This window comes from Pilosibacter fragilis (assembly GCF_032490495.1).
GTDB lineage: Bacteria > Bacillota > Clostridia > Lachnospirales > Lachnospiraceae > Pilosibacter > Pilosibacter fragilis.
In genome coordinates this window covers 144,247-165,198 of record NZ_JAVYJB010000006.1, presented here as the reverse complement: position 1 = coordinate 165,198, position 20,952 = coordinate 144,247, and the positions used below count along the sequence as shown (strand labels likewise).

The 20,952-nt window shown below is 51.9% G+C and carries 15 protein-coding genes; 7 read left to right on the top strand and 8 right to left on the bottom strand.

What is annotated here, in order from left to right; all coding sequences use genetic code 11:
- Positions 1–167 precede the first annotated feature (167 nt).
- Positions 168–1,538: an MATE family efflux transporter gene (locus ABCW45_RS07745; RefSeq protein WP_117484674.1), complete on the top strand. Its 1,371-nt coding sequence runs from the start codon at positions 168–170 to the stop codon at positions 1,536–1,538.
- On the opposite strand, the gene ABCW45_RS07740 is transcribed toward ABCW45_RS07745, so the two are convergent.
- The 8 genes from ABCW45_RS07740 to ABCW45_RS07705 all read right to left on the bottom strand — a co-directional run bounded on the left by ABCW45_RS07740 (position 1,535) and on the right by ABCW45_RS07705 (position 9,248).
- Positions 1,535–1,891 (bottom strand): cupin domain-containing protein, encoded by a 357-nt coding sequence (locus tag ABCW45_RS07740; protein ID WP_117469330.1) that lies wholly within the window; start codon positions 1,889–1,891, stop codon positions 1,535–1,537. The two genes, ABCW45_RS07745 and ABCW45_RS07740, sit on opposite strands and share 4 nt — an antisense overlap.
- Positions 1,892–2,020: 129 nt before the next feature.
- Positions 2,021–3,031 (bottom strand): 3-deoxy-7-phosphoheptulonate synthase, encoded by a 1,011-nt coding sequence (gene aroF / locus ABCW45_RS07735; protein ID WP_118600027.1) that lies wholly within the window; start codon positions 3,029–3,031, stop codon positions 2,021–2,023.
- Positions 3,032–3,506: 475 nt separating this feature from the next.
- Positions 3,507–4,109, bottom strand: a complete 603-nt coding sequence (locus tag ABCW45_RS07730) for a cytidylate kinase-like family protein (protein ID WP_021903917.1) — start codon at positions 4,107–4,109, stop codon at positions 3,507–3,509.
- 315 nt (positions 4,110–4,424) lie between these two features.
- The gene (locus ABCW45_RS07725) at positions 4,425–5,135 is read right to left on the bottom strand and encodes an ABC transporter ATP-binding protein (RefSeq protein ID WP_117513918.1); all 711 of its coding nucleotides are present in this window, start codon (positions 5,133–5,135) and stop codon (positions 4,425–4,427) included.
- 13 nt (positions 5,136–5,148) lie between these two features.
- Positions 5,149–5,910, bottom strand: coding sequence for an ABC transporter ATP-binding protein (locus ABCW45_RS07720; protein ID WP_343220592.1), 762 nt, complete (start codon positions 5,908–5,910; stop codon positions 5,149–5,151).
- 1 nt (position 5,911) lies between these two features.
- The gene (locus ABCW45_RS07715) at positions 5,912–6,988 is read right to left on the bottom strand and encodes a branched-chain amino acid ABC transporter permease (protein ID WP_117484677.1); all 1,077 of its coding nucleotides are present in this window, start codon (positions 6,986–6,988) and stop codon (positions 5,912–5,914) included.
- Between the two features lie 9 nt (positions 6,989–6,997).
- Positions 6,998–7,882 carry a branched-chain amino acid ABC transporter permease gene (locus tag ABCW45_RS07710; protein WP_021904194.1) on the bottom strand — a complete coding sequence of 295 codons (885 nt, stop codon included), beginning with the start codon at positions 7,880–7,882 and terminating at the stop codon, positions 6,998–7,000.
- Between the two features lie 148 nt (positions 7,883–8,030).
- A complete protein-coding gene (locus ABCW45_RS07705; protein ID WP_117567600.1) occupies positions 8,031–9,248 on the bottom strand; it encodes an ABC transporter substrate-binding protein in 1,218 nt (405 codons plus the stop codon).
- Between the two features lie 309 nt (positions 9,249–9,557).
- Here ABCW45_RS07705 and ABCW45_RS07700 point away from each other — a divergent pair, with 309 nt between their 5' ends.
- From ABCW45_RS07700 to ABCW45_RS07675, 6 genes are all read left to right on the top strand, one after another.
- Positions 9,558–10,460 (top strand): LysR family transcriptional regulator, encoded by a 903-nt coding sequence (locus ABCW45_RS07700; protein ID WP_015554102.1) that lies wholly within the window; start codon positions 9,558–9,560, stop codon positions 10,458–10,460.
- Positions 10,461–10,671: 211 nt separating this feature from the next.
- Positions 10,672–11,313 carry a vitamin B12 dependent-methionine synthase activation domain-containing protein gene (locus ABCW45_RS07695; RefSeq protein WP_117504687.1) on the top strand — a complete coding sequence of 214 codons (642 nt, stop codon included), beginning with the start codon at positions 10,672–10,674 and terminating at the stop codon, positions 11,311–11,313.
- Between the two features lie 23 nt (positions 11,314–11,336).
- Positions 11,337–13,829: a homocysteine S-methyltransferase family protein gene (locus ABCW45_RS07690; RefSeq protein ID WP_343220590.1), complete on the top strand. Its 2,493-nt coding sequence runs from the start codon at positions 11,337–11,339 to the stop codon at positions 13,827–13,829.
- Positions 13,830–14,225: 396 nt separating this feature from the next.
- Entirely contained in the window at positions 14,226–15,992 is a 1,767-nt protein-coding gene (gene argS, locus ABCW45_RS07685) for an arginine--tRNA ligase (protein WP_343220589.1), read from the top strand.
- A gap of 199 nt (positions 15,993–16,191) precedes the next feature.
- Positions 16,192–19,398 (top strand): SNF2 helicase associated domain-containing protein, encoded by a 3,207-nt coding sequence (locus tag ABCW45_RS07680; protein ID WP_343220588.1) that lies wholly within the window; start codon positions 16,192–16,194, stop codon positions 19,396–19,398.
- A 165-nt stretch (positions 19,399–19,563) separates the two neighbouring features.
- Entirely contained in the window at positions 19,564–20,943 is a 1,380-nt protein-coding gene (locus tag ABCW45_RS07675; protein WP_117504679.1) for a serine hydrolase, read from the top strand.
- Positions 20,944–20,952: the final 9 nt, after the last annotated feature.

The window sequence follows — 20,952 nt, the reverse complement described above, 5'->3', positions numbered from 1 at the left end:
TGGTTTTCATAAGATCAGGGACCGTTCCGTCACTTGACATCCCTGGTCATACATGATACGATTATTTTAGTTACAATGTGTCACTTAAACGACAAAAGTCCGTACTATGCGGACAATACCTGAAGCATATGAAGGACGAATGGTCTGATACGGAGGGAGGAAATGGCATGGGATTAGTCCGGAAAAGGGCAGGAGCCGGTAGTGGGAAGAAGGATGGGAATCTGACAGAAGGTCCGATCGGACGAGGACTTTTCAGGTTTATGATCCCGATCTTTTTAGGACAGCTTTTACAGCAGCTTTACAATATGGCGGATGCCTGGGTCGTCGGAAATTTCGCGAGCAATGATGCCTTCGCGGCGGTGAGCTTATCATCGAATGTGAATATGTCGGTGATCACGTTTTTTGCCGGGATCGCTGTGGGCGGCGGTGTCGTGATCTCGAAATATTTCGGGGCACAGGATGAGGAAAAATTACGGTGCGCGGTACACACAAACTTTCTTCTGGGAATTGTGTTCTCGGTTTTCGCGACGCTCATCGGTTTGTTTTTTGTTCCGATCCTTCTCGGCTGGCTCAACACGCCGGACAGCGTGATGGTGGAGGCGAGACTGTACTTCGGAATCTATTTTGCCGGTGTCTCCACCGTCATCATGTACAATATCTGCATGAACATCATGAGGGCAGTGGGGGACAGTGTCCATCCCCTGTATTATCTGATCTTTTCTTCTGTAGTGAATATGATCCTGGATCTGATCTTTGTGGCGGGATTTCAGTGGAGTGCCGCAGGCGCTGCTGTTGCCACGGTGATCGCCCAGGGATTGAGTGTTTTATTATGCATGATCCGCATGGTGAAGGATGGAGGAGCTGCGACGATCCATTTTAAGGAGCTTCGCTTCAACGGCTCCATGATCCGTCAGGTGATCACACAGGGACTTCCGACGGGACTCCAGAACTCCGTGATCAGTGTCGGAAATCTTGTGGTCCAGTCAAACATCAATACCTTCGGAGCTTTTGCAATCTCCGGACAGGGGGCCTTCGCGAAGCTTGAGGGGATTGCCTTTCTTCCGATCATGAGCATGTCCATGGCGCTGACAACCTTTGTGAGCCAGAATCTCGGTGCCGGGAAAGCGGACCGCGCGAAGAAAGGTTCCGTGATGGGTGTGGCGTTCGGAATGGCGATGGCGGAGCTTGTAGGAATCTGTCTTTTTATCTGGGTTCCGATCCTGCTTCGGATCTTTGTGGATGTGCCGGAAGCGATCGAATTCGGAACGATCCACGGAAGAACGGTTGCCTTGTTTTTCTTTCTGCTGGCGTTTTCCAACTGCGCGACGGGAGTACTCCGCGGCGTGGGAAAATCCATTGTCCCGATGTTCACGATGCTGATCTGCTGGTGCGGTATCCGCGTGCTCTACGTGACGATCGCGATCCGGATCATTCCCGTCTTCCGGACGATCTCCTCAGCGTACCCGCTGACGTGGACGCTGAGTTCGATCATCTTTATCGTGTTCCTGCTTCGGATGGACTGGGACGCGCGGGTTTAGATCTCTTTTCCACGCTCATTGATCACAAGTGCCATGATCTCAAGCGGCTCATCAAAAGGATTTTTGATCGCGTGGCTCTGGCCAACCTCGATGACACAGACATCGCCCGGGTGGATCTCGGTCTCGGTGTGATCGTTGTCCTCGAAGATTCCCTTTCCCTTGAGAACGTAGTACGGCTCGGTGTTTTCCACATGCTGGTGGAATCCGATGCTGGCGTGGGCCGGGATGATCACGTGGGCGTACATGGACGCGTGTCCCATGAGCTCATCCTTGTTTAAGATATGACGGATCTCGATCGTTCCGTCGCCTCCGCGCAGATTTGGAACAAAAGCAGTTTCAGTGTTTCTGACCATCGTGTGAACCTCCATGAATCTTAATAGTCTGCAACCGTCCGGCAGGCCGGCGCATTTTCAGCGCCGACCTGCCGTTTCATTGCGGTGTGATTTAAATATTATACTGCATATTCAGGAAAAGAACAACGATTAACCGAGAGAGTGGAAGAAATCCGCAGCTTTATCGACTTTTTTCATCAGATGGTCGAACATTTCCGGTGTCAGGGACTGGGCACCGTCGCAGAGGGCTTTCTCAGGGTTATTGTGGACCTCGATCATGAGACCATCGGCTCCGGCTGCGATAGCTGCCATGGCAAGGGGCTCCACCATGAAGCGGATGCCTGCCGCATGGCTCGGGTCGACGATGACCGGAAGATGGGTCTTTTTCTTTAACATCGGGATCGCGGAGATATCCAGCGTATTTCTGTAGGAAGTCTCAAAGGTGCGGATGCCGCGCTCGCAGAGGATCACCTTCTCATTTCCACCTGCCATGATGTACTCCGCACTCATCAGAAGCTCGTCTAAGGTGTTTGCAAGACCGCGTTTTAAGAGGATCGGCTTGTCGATCTTTCCAAGGACCTTTAAGAGCTCGAAGTTCTGCATGTTTCTTGCGCCGACCTGTATGATGTCAACGTCGTCAAAGAGCGGAAGATGCTCCGCGCTCATGATCTCTGTGACTACCGGGAGACCGGTGGCTTTCTTTGCCTCTAAGAGAAGGTCAAGACCCTGCTCGTGAAGACCCTGAAACGCGTACGGGGAAGTTCTCGGCTTGAAGGCACCGCCGCGGAGGAAGGCTGCGCCGGAACGCTTTACGTCCGAAGCGACCTCTGTGATCTGTTCCTTTGTCTCGATGGAGCAGGGACCTGCGATGACCTGAAAGCTGCCGCCGCCGATCTTTCTGCCGCAGACATCAATGACCGTGTCCTCTGGGTGCATGGAGCGGTTTGCCTTCTTATACGGCTCACGGATCCTGCGGACGTCCTCAACGACATCGTTGGCTTTTAACCAGTCTTCATGGATCTGGCTTGTGTCACCGATGAGACCGATGAGGGAGGCCTCGGTTCCTTCGGAGAGATGGAGCTTAAATCCCTGATTTACAAGCTCTGTCTTTAAGTTCTCTACTTTCTCTTTGTTGGCATTTCTTTTTAAAATAATGATCATAATCTTATTCTCCTTTATATGACAAGTTTCGGTTTGGTCTGCTTATAAAAACGCTCTGGAAAACGGATATTCCTGTATTCAGCTGGTACCGTAGCCGAAAAAAAGGAACTGCTTCATGCATACGTTTGTGGGTATCCGGAAACAAAAAAGCCGGTGTTTGCTGCAATCGCAAACACCGGCTCCGCATTTTCCTTTACGTTTCCTGAAGTCCTAAAGACCTTCGGTCGGAGAGGGTTGTTTTTTGCAGCAGAAACAGTCCGCGCAGTAATAATAGCCCGGAAAATAATAAAAAGAATAGGATGCAAAAAGATTCATCATCTGGTTCTTCATATCTGCTGTTCTCCTCTCTGAAGATTACCGCCGGATCCATTCTCTCCGGCTGCTGAAGCTATCATAGCGCTGTCGGGCGGATTTGTCAACAGAAAAATTCAATAAGTTGAAGTTTTACGCTTTTATGCAATAAAGAAAATTCCTGCTATTCCAAAGTGACTGAATTCGCAATGATCTCCACACACCGCTCGATCCCGAGCGTGCCGCTGTTTAAGCAGAGGTCATAGTTCTTCGGTTTGCCCCACTCATTTCCGCTGTAATACTGGTAGTAATCCCGGCGCTTCGCATCCACAGCGCGGATGCGGCTTTCAAGCTTTTTAAGATCCTCCGGCTCCTTCTCAAGCCCCTGGATCCGCTCCACACGCTTTTTGAAGCTGGAGCAGATAAAGATGCGGAAAGCGTCCTCGACGATCACATCGGAGCATCTGCCAATGATCACGCAGGGACCGTTTGCGGCAAGCCGCTGGATGATCTTCGACTGGATCACGAAGAGCTGGTCGGAGACCGGGACTTCGTATACAGGTGAGAAAGGATCCACAGTGGCATAATCATCGTAGTTGATCCGTTTCTGACCGGCGATCACTTCATCGTTCGCATGAAAAAGATCTTCCGAGATATTGCTGTCCTCGGCCGCCATGGCGATGAGTTCTTTATCGTAAAAAGGAATGCCGAGTTTTTTTGCGAGACGAAGACCGACCTCGCGGCCTCCGCTGCCGAGCTCGCGGCTGACTGTAATGACTTTGCTCATAATATCTTCCTCCCCTGTACATGATTTTTCTTCTTTATTCTGCACAGTTTCAGTGCTGTCTGCTAAGAGTATACCATAAAATTCGTCAAAACGTTACATAATTTTCATGGATTCGCATATTTGTAAAAAAAATGTTACTTTTCATGGGTAGGAATTTTCTGAACTGAAAATTCCGTATGATACCGTTATGACCGCGGATTTTGCCGATTCGGAATGCGAAGCATCGGCAAAATCCTGTTACAGTGCGCGGGCATGGAGTGCCCGTGTACTGTAACAAAAATACGGTCCGTGCCAGGCACAGACCGTAACTTCTGATTATTCACTCAAATAAGCCTTCTTAACCTTATTATCATTCATGAGCTGCTTCGCGTCGCCGCTCAAAACGATCTTACCGGTCTCCAGTACATACGCCTGATTTGCGATGGAGAGAGCTTTTTTCGCGTTCTGCTCGACTAAGAGAACCGTCACGCCGTCGCGGTTGATGCTCTGGATGATGTCGAAGACTTCATTTACATAGATCGGGGACAGACCCATGGACGGCTCGTCGAGAACGATGAGCTTCGGATGGCTCATGAGGGCGCGTCCCATGGCGAGCATCTGCTGCTCACCGCCGGAGAGGGTACCGGCCGGCTGGTTCACACGCTCCTTTAAACGCGGGAAACGCTGATAGATCATATTGAGCGTCGCATCCATCTCTGCCTTATCTTTTCTTGTGTAGGCACCGAGCTTCAGATTCTGGAGAACGGTGAGGGTGGAGAATACACGGCGTCCCTCCGGAACATGGGCAATTCCCATGCTGACGAGCTTGTAGCCGGGGATCTTTGTGATATCGGTTCCTTCGTACATGATATGTCCGGAACGGGCGCTCAAAAGACCCGTCACGGTGTGCAGTGTTGTCGTCTTTCCGGCACCGTTGGCACCGATCAGAGCGACGATCTCTCCCTGATTTACATCGAAGGAGATTCCTTTCAACGCCTGGATCACGCCGTAGTAGACTTCCAGATCTCTTACTTCTAACATTGCCATGATTGTTCTCCTCCTATTCACCGAGATAAGCTTTGATAACTTCCGGATTGCTTAAGACTTCCTGAGTAGGACCTGTGCAGAGGACCTGACCAAAGTTTAAGACGGTAAGACGCTCACAGATACCGCTGACGAGCTTCATGTCGTGCTCGATTAAGAGGATCGTCATTCCGAAATGGTCGCGGACGAAGCGGATCGTCTCCATCAGCTCCGCGGTCTCGTTGGGGTTCATGCCGGCAGCCGGCTCATCGAGAAGAAGAAGCTTCGGCTCCGTCGCAAGGGCGCGGGCGATCTCAAGCTTTCTCTGTTTTCCGTAAGGAAGGTTGGAGGCCTTGAAATCACATTCTCCGTCAAGTCCGAATACCTTTAAGAGTTCCATGGCCTCCTCGTCCATCTCTTTTTCCACCTTGTAGTACCTCGGAAGGCGGAGAATTCCCTCAAGAGTGGAGTAGGTGTGGTGGTTGTGGAGTCCGGCCTTTACGTTGTCGAGAACGGAGAGGTCCTTAAAAAGGCGGATGTTCTGGAACGTACGGGCGATACCGGCTTTGTTGATGTCGGTAGTGGACTTTCCTGTAAGGTTCTGGCCATCTAGGAGGATCGTTCCTGTATCCGGCTTGTAAACGCCTGTCAGGAGGTTAAAGATCGTGGTCTTGCCGGCACCGTTCGGTCCGATGAGACCGTAGAGCTGGCCTTTTTCAATGTTGATGGCAAAATTATTGACAGCCTTTAAGCCTCCGAAGGAGATGCTTAATCCTTTTACACTTAACATGTCTGACATTTTAAGCTTCCTCCTTTCCGGAATGGGCAGCATGCTGCGGTTTTAAGCCGCCAAAAATCCGCTTGCGGAGCGTGATGAACTGCGGCGCAGAGTTGAAGAGCATCGCGAGGATCAGGACGATGGCGTAGATCAGCATACGGTAGTTGTTTAAACCTCTTAAAAGCTCCGGAAGCAGGTAGAGGATGACGGTTGAGATCACAGATCCACGGATGCTTCCGATTCCGCCGAGAACCACGTATACAAGGATCATGATGGACATGTTGTAGCCGAAGTTCTTCGGGAGAGCAGTAAGTGTCGTAAGGTTGTGGGCATAGAGAACGCCTGCAACGCCTGCCAGAGCAGCGGAGATGCTGAACGCCAGCAGCTTGTATTTTGTGATGTTGATTCCGATGGACTCAGCGGCGATGCGGTTGTCACGGATGGACATGATCGCGCGGCCGGTTCTGGAATTTACAAGGTTCATGACAATGATCAGTGTGATCAGGACCAGAATGATGCCGATCGTGAAGGTGGCTGCCTGCGGGGTCCCTGTGATCCCCTGAGGACCCTTGATGAGGACTTCGCCGCCATCCTTTAAGCCTAAGGACATGGAGTCCTTGAAGGAGATGTGGAAGCCGTCAGCGTCGCGTCCGAGGAATACGGCGTTTACAAGGTTCTTGATGATCTCGCCGAAGGCAAGAGTCACGATGGCGAGATAGTCACCGCGCAGACGCAGGACCGGGATGCCGATCAGAATGCCGAAAACGGCAGCAACGGCAGCGCCGACAAAGATGGCGATCACAAGGCTTACGGTCGGATCGATCGCGCCCTTCATGCATTTGGAGAAGAGGGCGCCGGAGAAGGCGCCGACACACATGAAGCCTGCGTGTCCGAGGCTCAGCTCACCGAGGATTCCGACGGTCAGGTTTAAGGAAACCGCCATGATCACGTAGATACAGAAAGGAACGAGGAGTCCCTTTAAAAGGCTGGATACATGTCCGGTGCCCATGAGCACTTCCATGATGATCCAGGCAGCAACGACCATGCCGAGCGTGATCATATTGTTGATAAAGAGTTTCTTTTTTGCTGTACTTTTCATGGGAATCACCTACACTTTCTCGTTCAGTTTTTTGCCCAGGATTCCGGTCGGACGTACTAAGAGGACGATGATCAGGACGGAGAATACGATCGCGTCGGAGAGCTGGGAAGAAATATATGCTTTTGACAGGATCTCAATGATTCCCAGAAGGATTCCGCCGATCAACGCGCCGGGGATGGAACCGATTCCGCCGAATACGGCTGCCACGAAGGCCTTGATGCCGGGCATGGATCCTGTGTAAGGAGTCAGGGACGGATAGGCGGAGCAGAGTAAGACACCGGCCACGGCAGCGAGGGCGGAGCCGATCGCGAATGTGAGCGCGATGGTTCCGTTTACGTTTACCCCCATCAGGGTGGCGGCACCGCGGTCTTCCGATACGGCGAGCATGGCCTGTCCGGCCTTCGTCTTGTTGATAAAGGTGGTAAGTCCGATCATGATCACGATACAGGAAACGATCGTCACGAGAGTCTCACCGGTCACTGTGATGGCACCGTCCGCGAACTTCAGAGCCGGGATCGTTACGACAGAGGTAAAGGACTTTGTGTCGGCTCCGAATAAGAGGAGAGCGACGTTCTGTAATAAGTAGCTGACGCCGATAGCCGTGATCAGGACGGACAGCGGAGAAGCGTCACGCAGCGGTTTGTAGGCGACACGCTCAATGACGATACCGAGCACGGTACACACGATGACAGAAAGGAGAACGCTTAAGAAGACCGGCATTCCCATACTGTGTGTCGTGATAAAGACCACGTAGCTTCCGACCATGATGATATCGCCATGGGCGAAGTTTAACATTTTCGCGATTCCATAGACCATGGTGTATCCAAGCGCGATGATCGCGTAGACACTGCCAAGGCTGATTCCATTGATTAAGTAGTTGATAAAACCCGTCATAAATTTTACACCTCGGTATGCTTTCATTAGCTGTGGGCCAGTTTTTCGGGGAACAGTTCAGGCACATCACAACGCAGGGCCGTGAAAGAAACAAGAGGATTGCCGAAGCGACAATCCTCTTAACATGATGCCATTCTTAAATGATCGATTACATCGCCTGATATGCGCCGTCTACGACTTTGACAGCCTTCGGTGCCTTGTGCGGTTCGCCATCCTCTGTCCATGTCATGTCTTCACCGGTAAGACCATTGACTTTGATCTTTAACATAGCCTCTTTCATCTTATCGCAGGTATCGCTTACAGATGTATCCGGTGTGATGTCAGCCTCTTCCATGGCAGCTTTGATCGCGTAGATCGCGTCATATGCGTCAGCAGCGAACTGGATCGGAGTCTCGCCATAGTTCTCTTTGTAAGAAGTTACAAATTTCTGGGTAAGCTCATCCTGAGCGTCAGCAGCAAACGGAGTTAAGAGCATTAAACCTTCAGCAAGCTTTGTATCAAAGTTTTCAACCTGAAGGATACCGTCCATACCGTCGCAGCCGAAGAATTTCGGAGCGTAGCCCATGGTGTCAGCCTGCTTGAGGATCAGGGATGCCTCTGTGTAGTAGATCGGAAGGAATACGAGGTCAGCGCCTGCGTCCTTTGCCTTCTGGAGCTGTGTGGAGAAGTCCTTGTTGGAATCTGCAGTGAATGCCTCGGCGTCCACGATCTCAAGACCCTGGTTTGCAGCCTCAGCAGCGAATTTCTCGTAGATACCGCTGGAGTATACATCGGAGCTGTCGTAGATCACTGCGATCTTTTCCGCAAGCTTGTTCTCAGCAATGTAAGTTGCGGATGCAGCACCCTGATCCGGATCGGAGAAGCATACACGGAACACGTTCGGGTTCTGCGCACACTCAACAGAGGAGCCGGACGGTGTGATCTGGAACATATTGTCAGCATTCGTCTTATCTGCAACAGCTACACACGGAGCGGAGGTTACAGTTCCCATGAGGACCTGCATGCCCCAGTCTTTTAATGTGTTGTAGGCATTGACGGATTTCTCGGCGTCGTGCTCGTCATCCTGGAAATTAAACTCGATCTGGTATCCGTTGATACCGCCGTCAGCGTTGATCTCATCAACAGCGATCTGTGCGCCGTTCTTAACTGCGAGACCATATACAGCAGCCGCGCCTGTGACCGGGCCGATACCGCCGATCTTGAATACTTTGCCGGAAGATGCTTCACTGGAAGCGCCAGCAGCGGCTGTTGTTGCGTCAGCTGCTGCAGCGGCAGTTGTCTCGGTTGTGGAAGATGAGCTTCCGCAGGCAGTTAAAGAAGCCGCCATTGCAAGTGCAAGGCTTAAACTTAAAACTCTTTTTTTCATAATTGATTCCTCCTCTGGAACTTGTTATCATGATAACCGTTCAACGCTCTGTCGAGTTGCAGTGAAGCGGTTAAAGATTATTTTGAATTATAGGGAGTTTGTTTCAAAATGTCAAGCAAATTTATTTTTTAACGAAAAAATTGTTGCAGTTTGGCTCTGCAGCGCACGGACCGCAACGACCAGAGCCGGTGTGCCTTTGCGGAATGGCGGTTCGGATTGACAAAATGACTCACAGTGGATAAAATTTGACATATCAGGAGCCGGGAAGGGAAAACAACAGGCCCGGATCCACCCGAAAGGAGACGTGTTATGACGCTGACGCAGTTAAAGTATGTGATCACCATCGCGGACACCGGTTCCATGAATGAAGCGGCGAAGCTTCTTTTCATATCCCAGCCCAGCCTTTCGTTGGCGCTCAAGGAGCTGGAAAATGAGATCGGGACAGAGCTTTTTAAGAGAAGCAACCGCGGCGTTGTCCTGACACCGGAAGGACAGGAGTTCTTAGGCTACGCGAGACAGGTAACGGAACAGTATAAGCTGATGGAATCCAGATATATTGAGAAAAAGAACGTGAAGAAGAAATTCGGCGTTTCCATGCAGCATTACACCTTCGCGGTAAACGCGTTTATCGAGATGGTAAAGCAGTTCGGTATGGATGAGTACGAGTTCGCGGTCCGGGAAGAGAAGACCTATGAGGTCATTGAGGATGTGAAGACGTTCAGGAGTGAGATCGGGATTCTGTATCTGAACGATTTCAACCGGAAAGTGCTCACAAAGCTTTTCGATGAGTCCGACCTGGAATTCTGCCCGCTTATGGACTGCGGGATCTATGTATATCTCTGGAAAGGCCATCCGTTAGCGAACCAGAAGGAGATCACCATCGAGGAGCTTCAGGAGTATCCGTGTCTTTCCTTTGAACAGGGAAATTACAACTCCTTCTATTTTGCGGAGGAGGTGCTGAGCACCTACAGCTATAAACAGCTGATCAAGGCCAATGACCGGGCAACCTTGTTAAATCTGATGGTAGGCCTTAACGGATATACCCTCTGTTCCGGCATCCTCTGTGATAATTTAAACGGTTCCGATTACTGGGCGGTGAAATTAAAGTCCGACGAGGTCATGACTATCGGATACTTAAAGAGAAAAGGGATCGCCCTGAGCCCGTTGGGACAGAAATATCTGGAGGAGATCCGGAAATTTGAAGGCATGTAGCATGCTGAATGGCAATAAGAAAAAACTATAACCAGACACATGGCGGATATATTGGACGATGGCGGATCGGACGTGATATGCTGATAAAGATCTGTCAGGGAAAGAATATGCGGACAGATCATAGGAAGAGAAATAGTTTAACCTCTGGTTATGGGAAGCTTAACTGCCGGTTATACGATCTATTATAATAAGGAAGGAACTCGTTCAAATCATGCAGACGGACAGAAAAGAAGCGCTCCGATATCTGGGGCTTGGAAAACATGAACCGGATCCGGAGACGGAACGGCTTTTGGAGGAATGCATCCGGGAAGCAGAACGCGCGGCGGAGTTCAGACACCTCGTGCGGGAGTATCCGCTCTCTGTGGAAGAGGACGGAACCATCGATGGCGGCTGCTTCCGGGTAAAGAGCGCAAACTTAAAAAAGAACCTGTCCGGCTGTGAGTCTGTGCTTGTGATGGCGGCCACCGTGGGGGCGGAGGTAGACAGACTTCTCGCCCGGTACGGAAAGCTTTCGGTCGCAAAAGCAGTGGTCATGCAGGCAGCGGCGGCAGCGATGGTGGAGGCTTACTGCAATGAGCTGAATGCCGGGTGGAAAAAGGAATATCTGGAAAAAGGTCTTTATCTGAGACCAAGATTTTCACCGGGTTACGGGGATTTCCCATTATCGGTCCAGAAACAGATCCTTGACGGACTGGAGGCAGGAAAGAGGATCGGGATCACACTGACAGAGGGATTTCTGATGCTGCCCTCGAAATCGGTGACAGCGGTGATCGGGGTGAGCCGGACACCGGCAGCCTGTGTGATCGAGGGGTGCGAGGCGTGCGGAAAGAAAGACTGCGCCTTCAGAAGATAAGTTGAAGAAGATAGGAGAGAGCCATGGGAATTCTGGAACTGATGAGGGAGAGACGGATTTATTTTGACGGAGGTATGGGAAGTCTTTTACAGGCCCGGGGTCTGAAGCCGGGCGAACTCCCGGAGACATGGAATCTTTCCAGACCGGAGATCATTACTGAGATCCACAGGGAGTACCTCGATGCGGGATCTGACGTGGTGACGACGAATACCTTCGGCGCAAACCATTTTAAATTTAAAGCGGAGGATGGATATTCCGTAAAAGAGATCGTGACGGCGGCGGTTCGAAATGCAAAAAACGCCATCGCGGCGGCCGGACATGGTTACGCGGCTCTGGACATGGGACCGACGGGAAAACTCTTAAAGCCATACGGTGATCTGGAGTTTGAGGACGCCTATGAGGCATATAAAGAGGTAGTCCTCATCGGAAAAGCGGCTGGCGCGGATCTTGTGATCATCGAGACCATGGGCGACGGATATGAGCTTAAAGCAGCAGTCCTGGCGGCGAAGGAGAACAGTGATCTGCCGGTATTTGCGACCGTCACGCTGGATGAAAAGGGAAAAATGCTGACCGGGGGCAACGTGGAGTCTGTGACGGCACTCTTAGAGGGACTGGGAGCCGATGTGATCGGTTTAAACTGTGGTCTCGGGCCGATCCAGCTGCTGCCGTTTATGAGAGATATGGCGAAGGTGTCCTCCATCCCGATCCTCGTCAACCCAAATGCGGGACTGCCGAGAAGCGAGGGTGGAAAGACCGTTTACGATATCGATGCCGATGAGTTTGCCACGGCGATGCAGGAGATGGCGAGAAACGGGGCGACGGTACTCGGCGGCTGCTGCGGAACGACACCGGAACACATCCATAAGACAAAGCTTGCCTGCGATGATATTCCTGTCTGTGAAATTACGGACAAAAACCGCACGGTGATCTCCTCCTACTCCCACGCGGTGACATTCGGCGGCAGACCGATCCTGATCGGGGAGCGGATCAACCCGACGGGAAAGCCGAAATTCAAGCAGGCGTTGAAGGATAAGGATCTGACCTATATTTTATCCATGGGTGTTGCCCAGCAGGAGAGCCGCGCCGATGTTCTGGATGTCAACGTGGGACTTCCGGGGATCGATGAACCCCAGATGATGGTGGATGTGGTGAAGGAACTTCAGGGTGTTCTGGATCTGCCTCTTCAGATCGACACCTCCGACCCGGTGGCCATGGAGCGGGCGCTCAGGATCTACAACGGAAAACCGCTGATCAACTCGGTAAACGGAAAGAAAGAGGTCATGGAGCAGATCTTCCCGCTGGTAAAGCATTATGGCGGCGTGGTGGTTGCCCTGGCTCTCGATGAGGATGGAATTCCGGAGACCGCGGACGGAAGGATCGCTGTTGCAAAGAAAATCTACGAGACTGCGGCATCCTACGGGATCCCGAAAAAGGATATTCTCGTGGACTGTCTCTGCATGGCGGTGAGCTCCGATAAGAACGGGGCGCTCACAACGCTGGAGACCGTGAGAAGAGTGCGGGACGAGCTTGGAGGAAAGACAGTCCTCGGTGTTTCCAACGTGTCCTTCGGCCTTCCGATGCGTGAGAATATCAATGCCTCCTTCTTCCTTCTCGCGATGCAGAACGGACTTTCCGCGGGGATCGTGAATCCGAATCTGGAAGCTATGATGCAGGCCTATGACAGCTTCCTTGTGCTGTCAGCTCAGGATGAGAACTGCGCGGGATATGTGGGAATCTATGGTCCGAAGGAAGCGGAGAAGAAGAGACAGAAAGAGATCTTAAAGGCGGCGGCGGTGAACCAGGCAGCCGGGGTGAGTGGAGCGGCAGGCGCAGGAAACAGCAATGGAGCCGGAAATACGTCCGGCACAGGCACAGGAGCGGCAGATACCGGATCTGCGTTAAAAAAGAGCATTGTAAAGGGAATGTCTCAGGCGGCAGCCGATGCAGCGAAACTCGCCTTGAAGGACACGGATGCCTTAGAGCTCATCAATACGGATATGATCCCGGCCCTCGACGAGGTAGGAAAAGGCTTTGAAGCCGGAACCGTGTTCCTCCCGCAGCTTTTGATGAGTGCGGAGGCGGCGAAGGCAGCGTTCGCCGTCGTGAAAGAGTCCATGGAGGCCAGCGGTGAGGTTCAGGAGAAAAAGGGAAAAGTGATCCTCGCCACAGTTAAAGGCGATATTCACGATATCGGAAAGAATATCGTGAAGGTTCTTCTGGAGAACTACAGTTTTGACGTGATGGATCTCGGACGCGATGTGCCGCCAGAGACCATCGTGGAAGCGGCGGTGAAGGAGCACGTGCCGGTGGTGGGACTCAGTGCCCTCATGACGACAACGGTTCCGGCAATGGAGGACACCATCAAGGCGCTCCGGAAGGATACACCATGGGTGAAGGTCATGGTTGGCGGTGCAGTCCTGACACAGGAGTATGCAGATGCCATCGGGGCGGATGCCTATTGTAAGGACGCTATGGCTTCGGTGAATTTCGCGACGAGCGTGATCGGGGAAGCGTAAAAGATAAGATGATATTTTCAACTGCCAGGTCTTTCCTTGAAACCTGGCAGTTCGCTGTTCCTCCCCAATATGCCTGCCCATGACGTGTTCAGACCATAACCGAAAACAGCTCCTATTTCTTTCTGCACACGGGCAGGAGGTTTCTGGAGTGAAAATGCCGTACAATCCAGTGACAGTCGTGGGTTTTGTCGCGTTGAAATTCGAACTATCGGCAGGATCGGTTCCTGTTTATGTCATGCGTGGACGATAACAAAAATATCAACAGAACTATGGATTTTTCTACCGCGATACGGTATAATGATAGTTACTGTATAAGTCTGTGTCTGCAATTGCCATGTTTTTGGTATGGCGCGGGAAAATGATGCAGACTGGCACGCTAAAAAAGGAGAAAATCAGATGAAAAAAATTCTGGATATCATCACGGATGAGATGAAAAAAGCTTTTGCGGCGAACGGTTACGATGAGAACTTTGCAAAAGTGACTCTGTCCAACCGCCCGGATCTCTGCGAATACCAGTGCAACGGCGCGATGGCAGCCGCAAAGACATATAAAAAGAAACCGATCGATATCGCGAACGGTGTAGTAGAACAGTTAAAAGACAGCGAAGTATTTGAAGAAGTGAATGCCGTTATGCCGGGATTCATCAACTTGAAATTAGACCCGGCTTTCCTTTCCGGCTACATGAACGGAATGAAGGGTGCAAAGAAGCTCGGAATGGACGAGGTCGAGAAGCCGGAGACAATCGTTATCGACTACGGCGGAGCAAACGTCGCAAAGCCGCTCCACGTCGGACATCTCCGTTCCGCGGTGATCGGTGAGGCGTTAAAGCGCATGGGACGCTTTGTGGGCCACAAGGTCATCGGAGACGTTCATCTCGGTGACTGGGGACTCCAGATGGGCCTTATCATCGAGGAATTAAAGGACAGAAAGCCGGAACTTCCGTACTTTGACGAGAGCTTTACCGGAGAGTATCCGGAGGAAGCGCCGTTTACGATCTCTGAGCTTGAGGAAATCTACCCGGCAGCCAGCGGAAAATCCAAGGTTGACGAGGCATTCAAGGAGCGCGCCCAGGAGGCGACCTTCAAGCTTCAGAGCGGATACGCGCCGTACCGCGCGATCTGGAAGCATATCATGAATGTTTCCTTAAAAGATTTAAAGAGAAACTACGCAAACCTTGACGTGGATTTCGACCTGTGGAAAGGTGAGAGCGACGCGCAGCCGTATATCCCGGGCCTGATCAAGGACCTCCAGGATAAAGGACTTGCATATGAGAGCCAGGGGGCCCTCGTTGTAGATATCGCAGAGCCGACTGATACAAAGGAACTTCCGCCGTGTATCGTAAGAAAATCCGATGGTGCGGCCCTCTACGCGACTTCCGACCTTGCGACCATCGTTGAGAGAGAAGAAGATTTCAAGCCGGATCACTATATCTACGTAGTGGACAAGCGTCAGGAACTCCACTTTACACAGGTCTTCCGTGTCGCAAAGAAGGCAGGGATCGTTCCGGCAGACCGGAAGATGGATTTTGTCGGCTTCGGTACTATGAATGGAAAGGACGGAAAGCCGTTTAAGACGAGAGAAGGCGGCGTTATGCGTCTTGAGAACCTGATCGCGGATATCGATGAGGCGGCTTACAACCGTATCATGGAGAACCGTACCGTTTCTGAGGATGAGGCAAAGAAGACAGCAGAGATCGTAGGCCTCGCCGCCTTAAAATACGGTGATCTTTCAAACCAGGCCACAAAGGACTATGTCTTCGATATCGACAGATTTACTTCCTTCGAGGGAAATACAGGTCCGTATGTTCTCTACACGATCGCGAGGATCAACTCCATCTTAAAGAAATACAGCGACACCTGTGAAAATACAGAGAATGGCGATGTTCTTCCACCGTCCGCAGAGCCGGAGAAGACCTTAATGCTCGCCCTCTCCCGGTACAGCGATGTGATGCTTACCTGCTTCGAGGAGCTTGCGCCGCATAAGATCTGTGCTTACATTTACGAGCTCTCCAACGCGTTAAACCACTTCTACCATGAGACGAAGATCATCGCTGAGGAAGACAAGAAGAAACAGGCGGGTTACATCAGCCTTGTTACGTTAACACGTGATGTGTTAATGACATGCATTAACGTTCTGGGATTCAGCGCACCGGAACGGATGTGATGAAACAGCCTGTCATGCGGCTATGCAGAAGGGCAGGCTTGCCTGCACAGATGCATAGACATATGACAGGCAAAACTTCATGAGCAAGTAAGCCGACAGGCTGGATTGCGAATGAAGTCAGGATCGTGGGAGCACGAAGTGCGGAACGATCCGTTTCAGGGCTGGAAAGCAATAAAACAAACCGGGGGGACGGAATGATATGGAAGTAACGGAACTTACTGCCGAAACCTTCTGGAAAGGCGAGACAGAGATCAGGGGAACCGTCATGGACGGGGAAGATGAATACCGTGTCCGTATCCTGCGCAAGGGTAGTCAGAATTTTGACTACTCTTGTTCGCATATCAGTAAAACGGGAAGAAATCTCGGCTTTTGCGGAGTATCCTGCACACAGGGACCCGACGGGATCCCCATGTGCCCGCATGCCCATGCCCTGCTTGCGGAATGGCTCCGGAGAGAGAGCAGGGAGTCGAAACATCCGGTCTCCACATCCCAGAAAGTCCGGTTTATGGTCCGGGAGTACACGAACCGCGAGGTGAGCCGGATCATGGGGGCCTCCGAGGAGGGACATTACCGTCTGATCCCTATCGTTACGATCTCAAGAGACCAGGTGCGGGTCCGCTTCACGGTGGGCCGTGAAAAACAGTACCCGGTGAAGGATCTGACAGCCTTCGCGAAGGCGATGGAAACCATGAGCCTTGTCCAGTACGGAAAAGGGCTGGCGTTCCATCACAGTCTTCAGGCTTTCGATGAGGAGAGCCGGGCGCTGGCGCTTCTCATCATGGAACGTGTCGGCTTTTTTAGGGAACAATACCGCGGAAACGGCCGGTTTTCCATGGAAGCGGAACCGGCGTTAAAAGAACTGATCCTGGGAAAAGCCGGACGAGAGCGGTTCTTTGCCATCATGGACGGTCAGACCATCGAGTGTGAGGATTACCGGAAGAAAAAGAGAATGCTGACGGTAAAACGGGAAAATCCTACATTTACCGCTGTTGTAAAGAAAGAGGGACGGGACGGGATCAAGGTCACTGTTGATAAGGACATTATGGCCTTTTCCGGCGAAAAGTCCTTATTTATCGCGGACCAGGAATCGATCTGCCGCTGCGATCCAGACTACACGGAGTGCCTGACCGTATTCATTGAATACATGGTCATGGGGCTTGATGCGGAGAATGAAGTCTCCGTCAATGACCGGGACATGCCGCTCTTTTATGAGAGAGTTTTGAGAAAGCTGGAGCCTTTCGGACTGATCCGCTCCGAGGGCGTGGATCTCGAGAGCTACCGCCCGAAGGAATTGAAGGCCTCCTTCTATTTTGACAGCGATGCCGCTGGAACCGTCACCCTGCGTCCGGAGCTCGCCTACGGCGATTTCTCCTTTCACCCGCTGGCGGACGAGAATGTCCCGAAAGAGATCTGCCGGGATGTCCCGGGAGAATTCAAGGTGAGCCAGCTGATCACCACCTACTTTAAGTATACGGAAGACGGATCCGGAAACCTCGTGATCAAGAATGACGATGAGGCGGTATATCGTCTGATCTCCGAGGGCATGAAGAAATTCATGGATACCGGGGATGTGTTCGTGTCCGAGTCCTTCAAGAAGATCCGCGTCCTGCCGCCGGTGAGCACATCGGTCCAGGTACGGACGCTGGGAAGATGGCTGGAACTTGAGGTAGACACTGGGGCGCTTCCGCGGGAAGAACTCGCTGCGGTGCTGGCGGCTTACGGAAAGAAAAAGAGCTTTTACCGGATGAAGAACGGCGATTTCCTGACTCTGGGGGATGGCGGACTTCTCACGGTCGCAAAGATCGCGGAACAGCTCGGTGTCGCGAAGGAACTTGTGGGTTCCGACACGATAAAGCTCCCTGCATACCGCGCTATGTTCCTGGACGCGGCGTTAAAAGAGGATAAGAGCGTCAGCGTGTACCGCGACCAGCTGTTCAAGGCTGTGGTCCGTGGCATGAAGGACGTGGAGGACAGCGATTATGAGATACCGAAACGCCTTGCATCGACGCTTCGAAGCTACCAGAAGGTGGGCTACCGGTGGTTAAAGAGCCTGGATGCCTACGGCTTCGGCGGAATCCTTGCGGACGAGATGGGTCTGGGAAAGACGATCCAGGTCATCGCCCTTTTGCTGGATGAAAAGGCAGAGAACGGCGGCACGTCTCTCGTGGTGTGTCCGGCATCCCTGGTATACAACTGGGAGAACGAGTTTGCCCAGTTCGCCCCGGAGCTTAAGATCATGACGGCGGCGGGGAACCAGGCAGAGCGCGAGGAGATGTTCGCAGCTTATGAGAAGGAGCGCCCGGATGTGATCATTACGTCCTACGACCTCTTAAAGCGCGATATTCTCTGGTACCATGAAAAGGAATTCCGCTTCGAGATCATTGACGAGGCCCAGTACATCAAGAATTCCTCCACACAGGCAGCGAAATCCGTGAAGGCTGTTCCGGCAAAGACGAGATTTGCCCTGACAGGAACACCCATCGAGAACCATCTTGGGGAACTCTGGAGTATCTTTGACTTCCTGATGCCGGGATTTTTATTCACGTCACAGAAGTTTAAGCGTGCGTTTGAGATGCCGATCGTGAGGGACCAGGATCCAAATGCCCTGGTTCAGTTAAAAAAGCTTACGGGACCGTTTATTTTGAGGCGTTTAAAGAAAGATGTCTTAAAGGAACTTCCGGATAAATTAGAGACGGTTCTCTACTCCAACATGGAGGGCGAGCAGAAAGACCTCTACACGGCGGCGGCAGCTTCCTTAAAGGAACAGCTCATGGAGGGAACTGACGGAGATTACGGAAAAGAGCGGATGCAGATCCTCGCGGAGCTCATGCGTCTGCGCCAGATCTGCTGCGAGCCGTCTCTATGCTTTGATGGCTACAAAGGTGGATCCGCGAAGCTCGATACCTGTATGGAGCTTCTCTTAAACGGAACATCTGCGGGACATAAGATCCTCCTGTTCTCCCAGTTTACATCGATGCTTGAGATCATCGCGAAGCGCTTAAAGAAGGAGAAGATCCCGTTCTACCTGCTCACCGGCTCCACGCCGAAGCGGGACCGCGTGCAGATGGCGTCTTCGTTCCAGAAGGACGATGTGATGGTGTTCTTAATCTCACTGAAGGCCGGCGGAACCGGATTAAACCTCACTGCGGCGGATGTGGTGATCCACTACGATCCGTGGTGGAACGTGGCGGCACAGAACCAGGCCACAGACCGCGCCCACAGGATCGGGCAGGAGAACCAGGTCTCCGTATTCAAACTCATCACGAAGCACACCATCGAGGAGAATATCCTGAAGCTTCAGGAGATGAAGCGGGATCTGGCGGATACCGTGGTGACGGAAGGAACAGGAGCGCTCAGCAGTATCACGAGAGAAGACCTCATTCGTATGCTGGACGAAGATATATAAGCGATATGCCCGTATCAGACGGACATACGGTTCCTGTCAGCGCGAGACGTAGACGGGAACGCTTGAAGCGACATAAGAAAATCGACAGAAAATTGCAAAGCTTTTTCGGTGGGTCTATGGTAGCATAGAGAAGGAAAATGAGGAAAGAAAAATGAGGAAAGAAAAATGAGAAAAATGAACAGATTTATCCCGGTCGCACTTGCATGTGCCATTTTTGCGGCACAGCCGGTGCAGGCGGCTACGATCATCCGGGACAGCGATAAACAGGCCACCAGCCAGAACAAACAGACGACAAACACGACCCAGAATCCCCAGGCTGGAAACGAGGGCGGTCCGGGATATGAGGACAGCAAGCCCAATACATCAAATAATACAACAAACACAGCCGGTCAGAGCCAGGTGAGCGCAGAGGCAAAAGCGGCAGCGGATGCCATCGCAAAGCCGACGATCTCCGCGGAGGCCGGAATCCTCTACGATGTGACGAACGGAAGAGTTCTCTTCGAGAAGAATGCCGATGAGAAGCTTGCTCCAGCCAGCACCACAAAGCTTATGACAGCGCTTCTCGTGCTGGAAAAAGCAAACCTGGACGACAAGGTGACATTCTCAAAGACAGCAGTCACAAACCTGGAGTCCGGAGCTGTGAAGATCGGACTCGTGGAGGGCGACCAGGTCTCCGTGAAGGACAGCCTCTATGCCCTGCTTTTAAAATCTGCCAATGAGGTCGCAAACGGACTCGCGGAGCATGTCTCCGGCAGTATTTCCGCCTTCGCGGAGCTCATGAACGCGAGAGCGGCGGAGCTCGGCTGCACGAACACACATTTCGTGAATCCAAACGGCTTAAATTCCGATCAGCAGTATACTACATGCCGCGATATGGCGAAGATCGCAGCTGCGGCCTTCGCAAATAAGACGCTCTGCGAGATCGACTCCACACTGAGCTACAAGTTCCCGGCGACAAAGGCAGCTGCGGCAAGAACCATCACTCCGGGCCACAAGATGCTCTACCCGAACGATTCCAGATATTATGCGGGAATCGTCGGCGGAAAGACGGGATATACTTCCAAGGCAGGAAATACTCTTGTGACCTGCGTGGAGAAAAACGGCGTCCGTATGGTTGCGGTGATCTTAAAATCCAAGAGCACCCACTATGAGGATACAAAGAAGATGCTGGACTATGGCTATCAGTATGTCAATACAGAGAAGTCCGGAAGCACATCCGCAGGAAAGCAGACAACTGCCGGACACTGGGTACAGGATAACGGCAGCTGGAGATACGAGTTTGCCGACGGAACAAAGGCAGTAGGAACGATCTACACGATCGATGCCGCTGATTTCGGTTTTGATACGGACGGAAAGATGGTAACCGGATGGAAGATGTTCGGCACCGAGTGGCACTATTTTGAGACAAACGGAAAGATGGTAAAGAGCGCATGGAGACAGGATTCCGGTAAGTGGTTCTATCTCGACGCGGAGGGAAAGATCGCGAAAAATACCACGATCGATAACAAGTATGTAGTCGGCGCAGACGGCGCATGGGTACAGTAAAAATAAAAA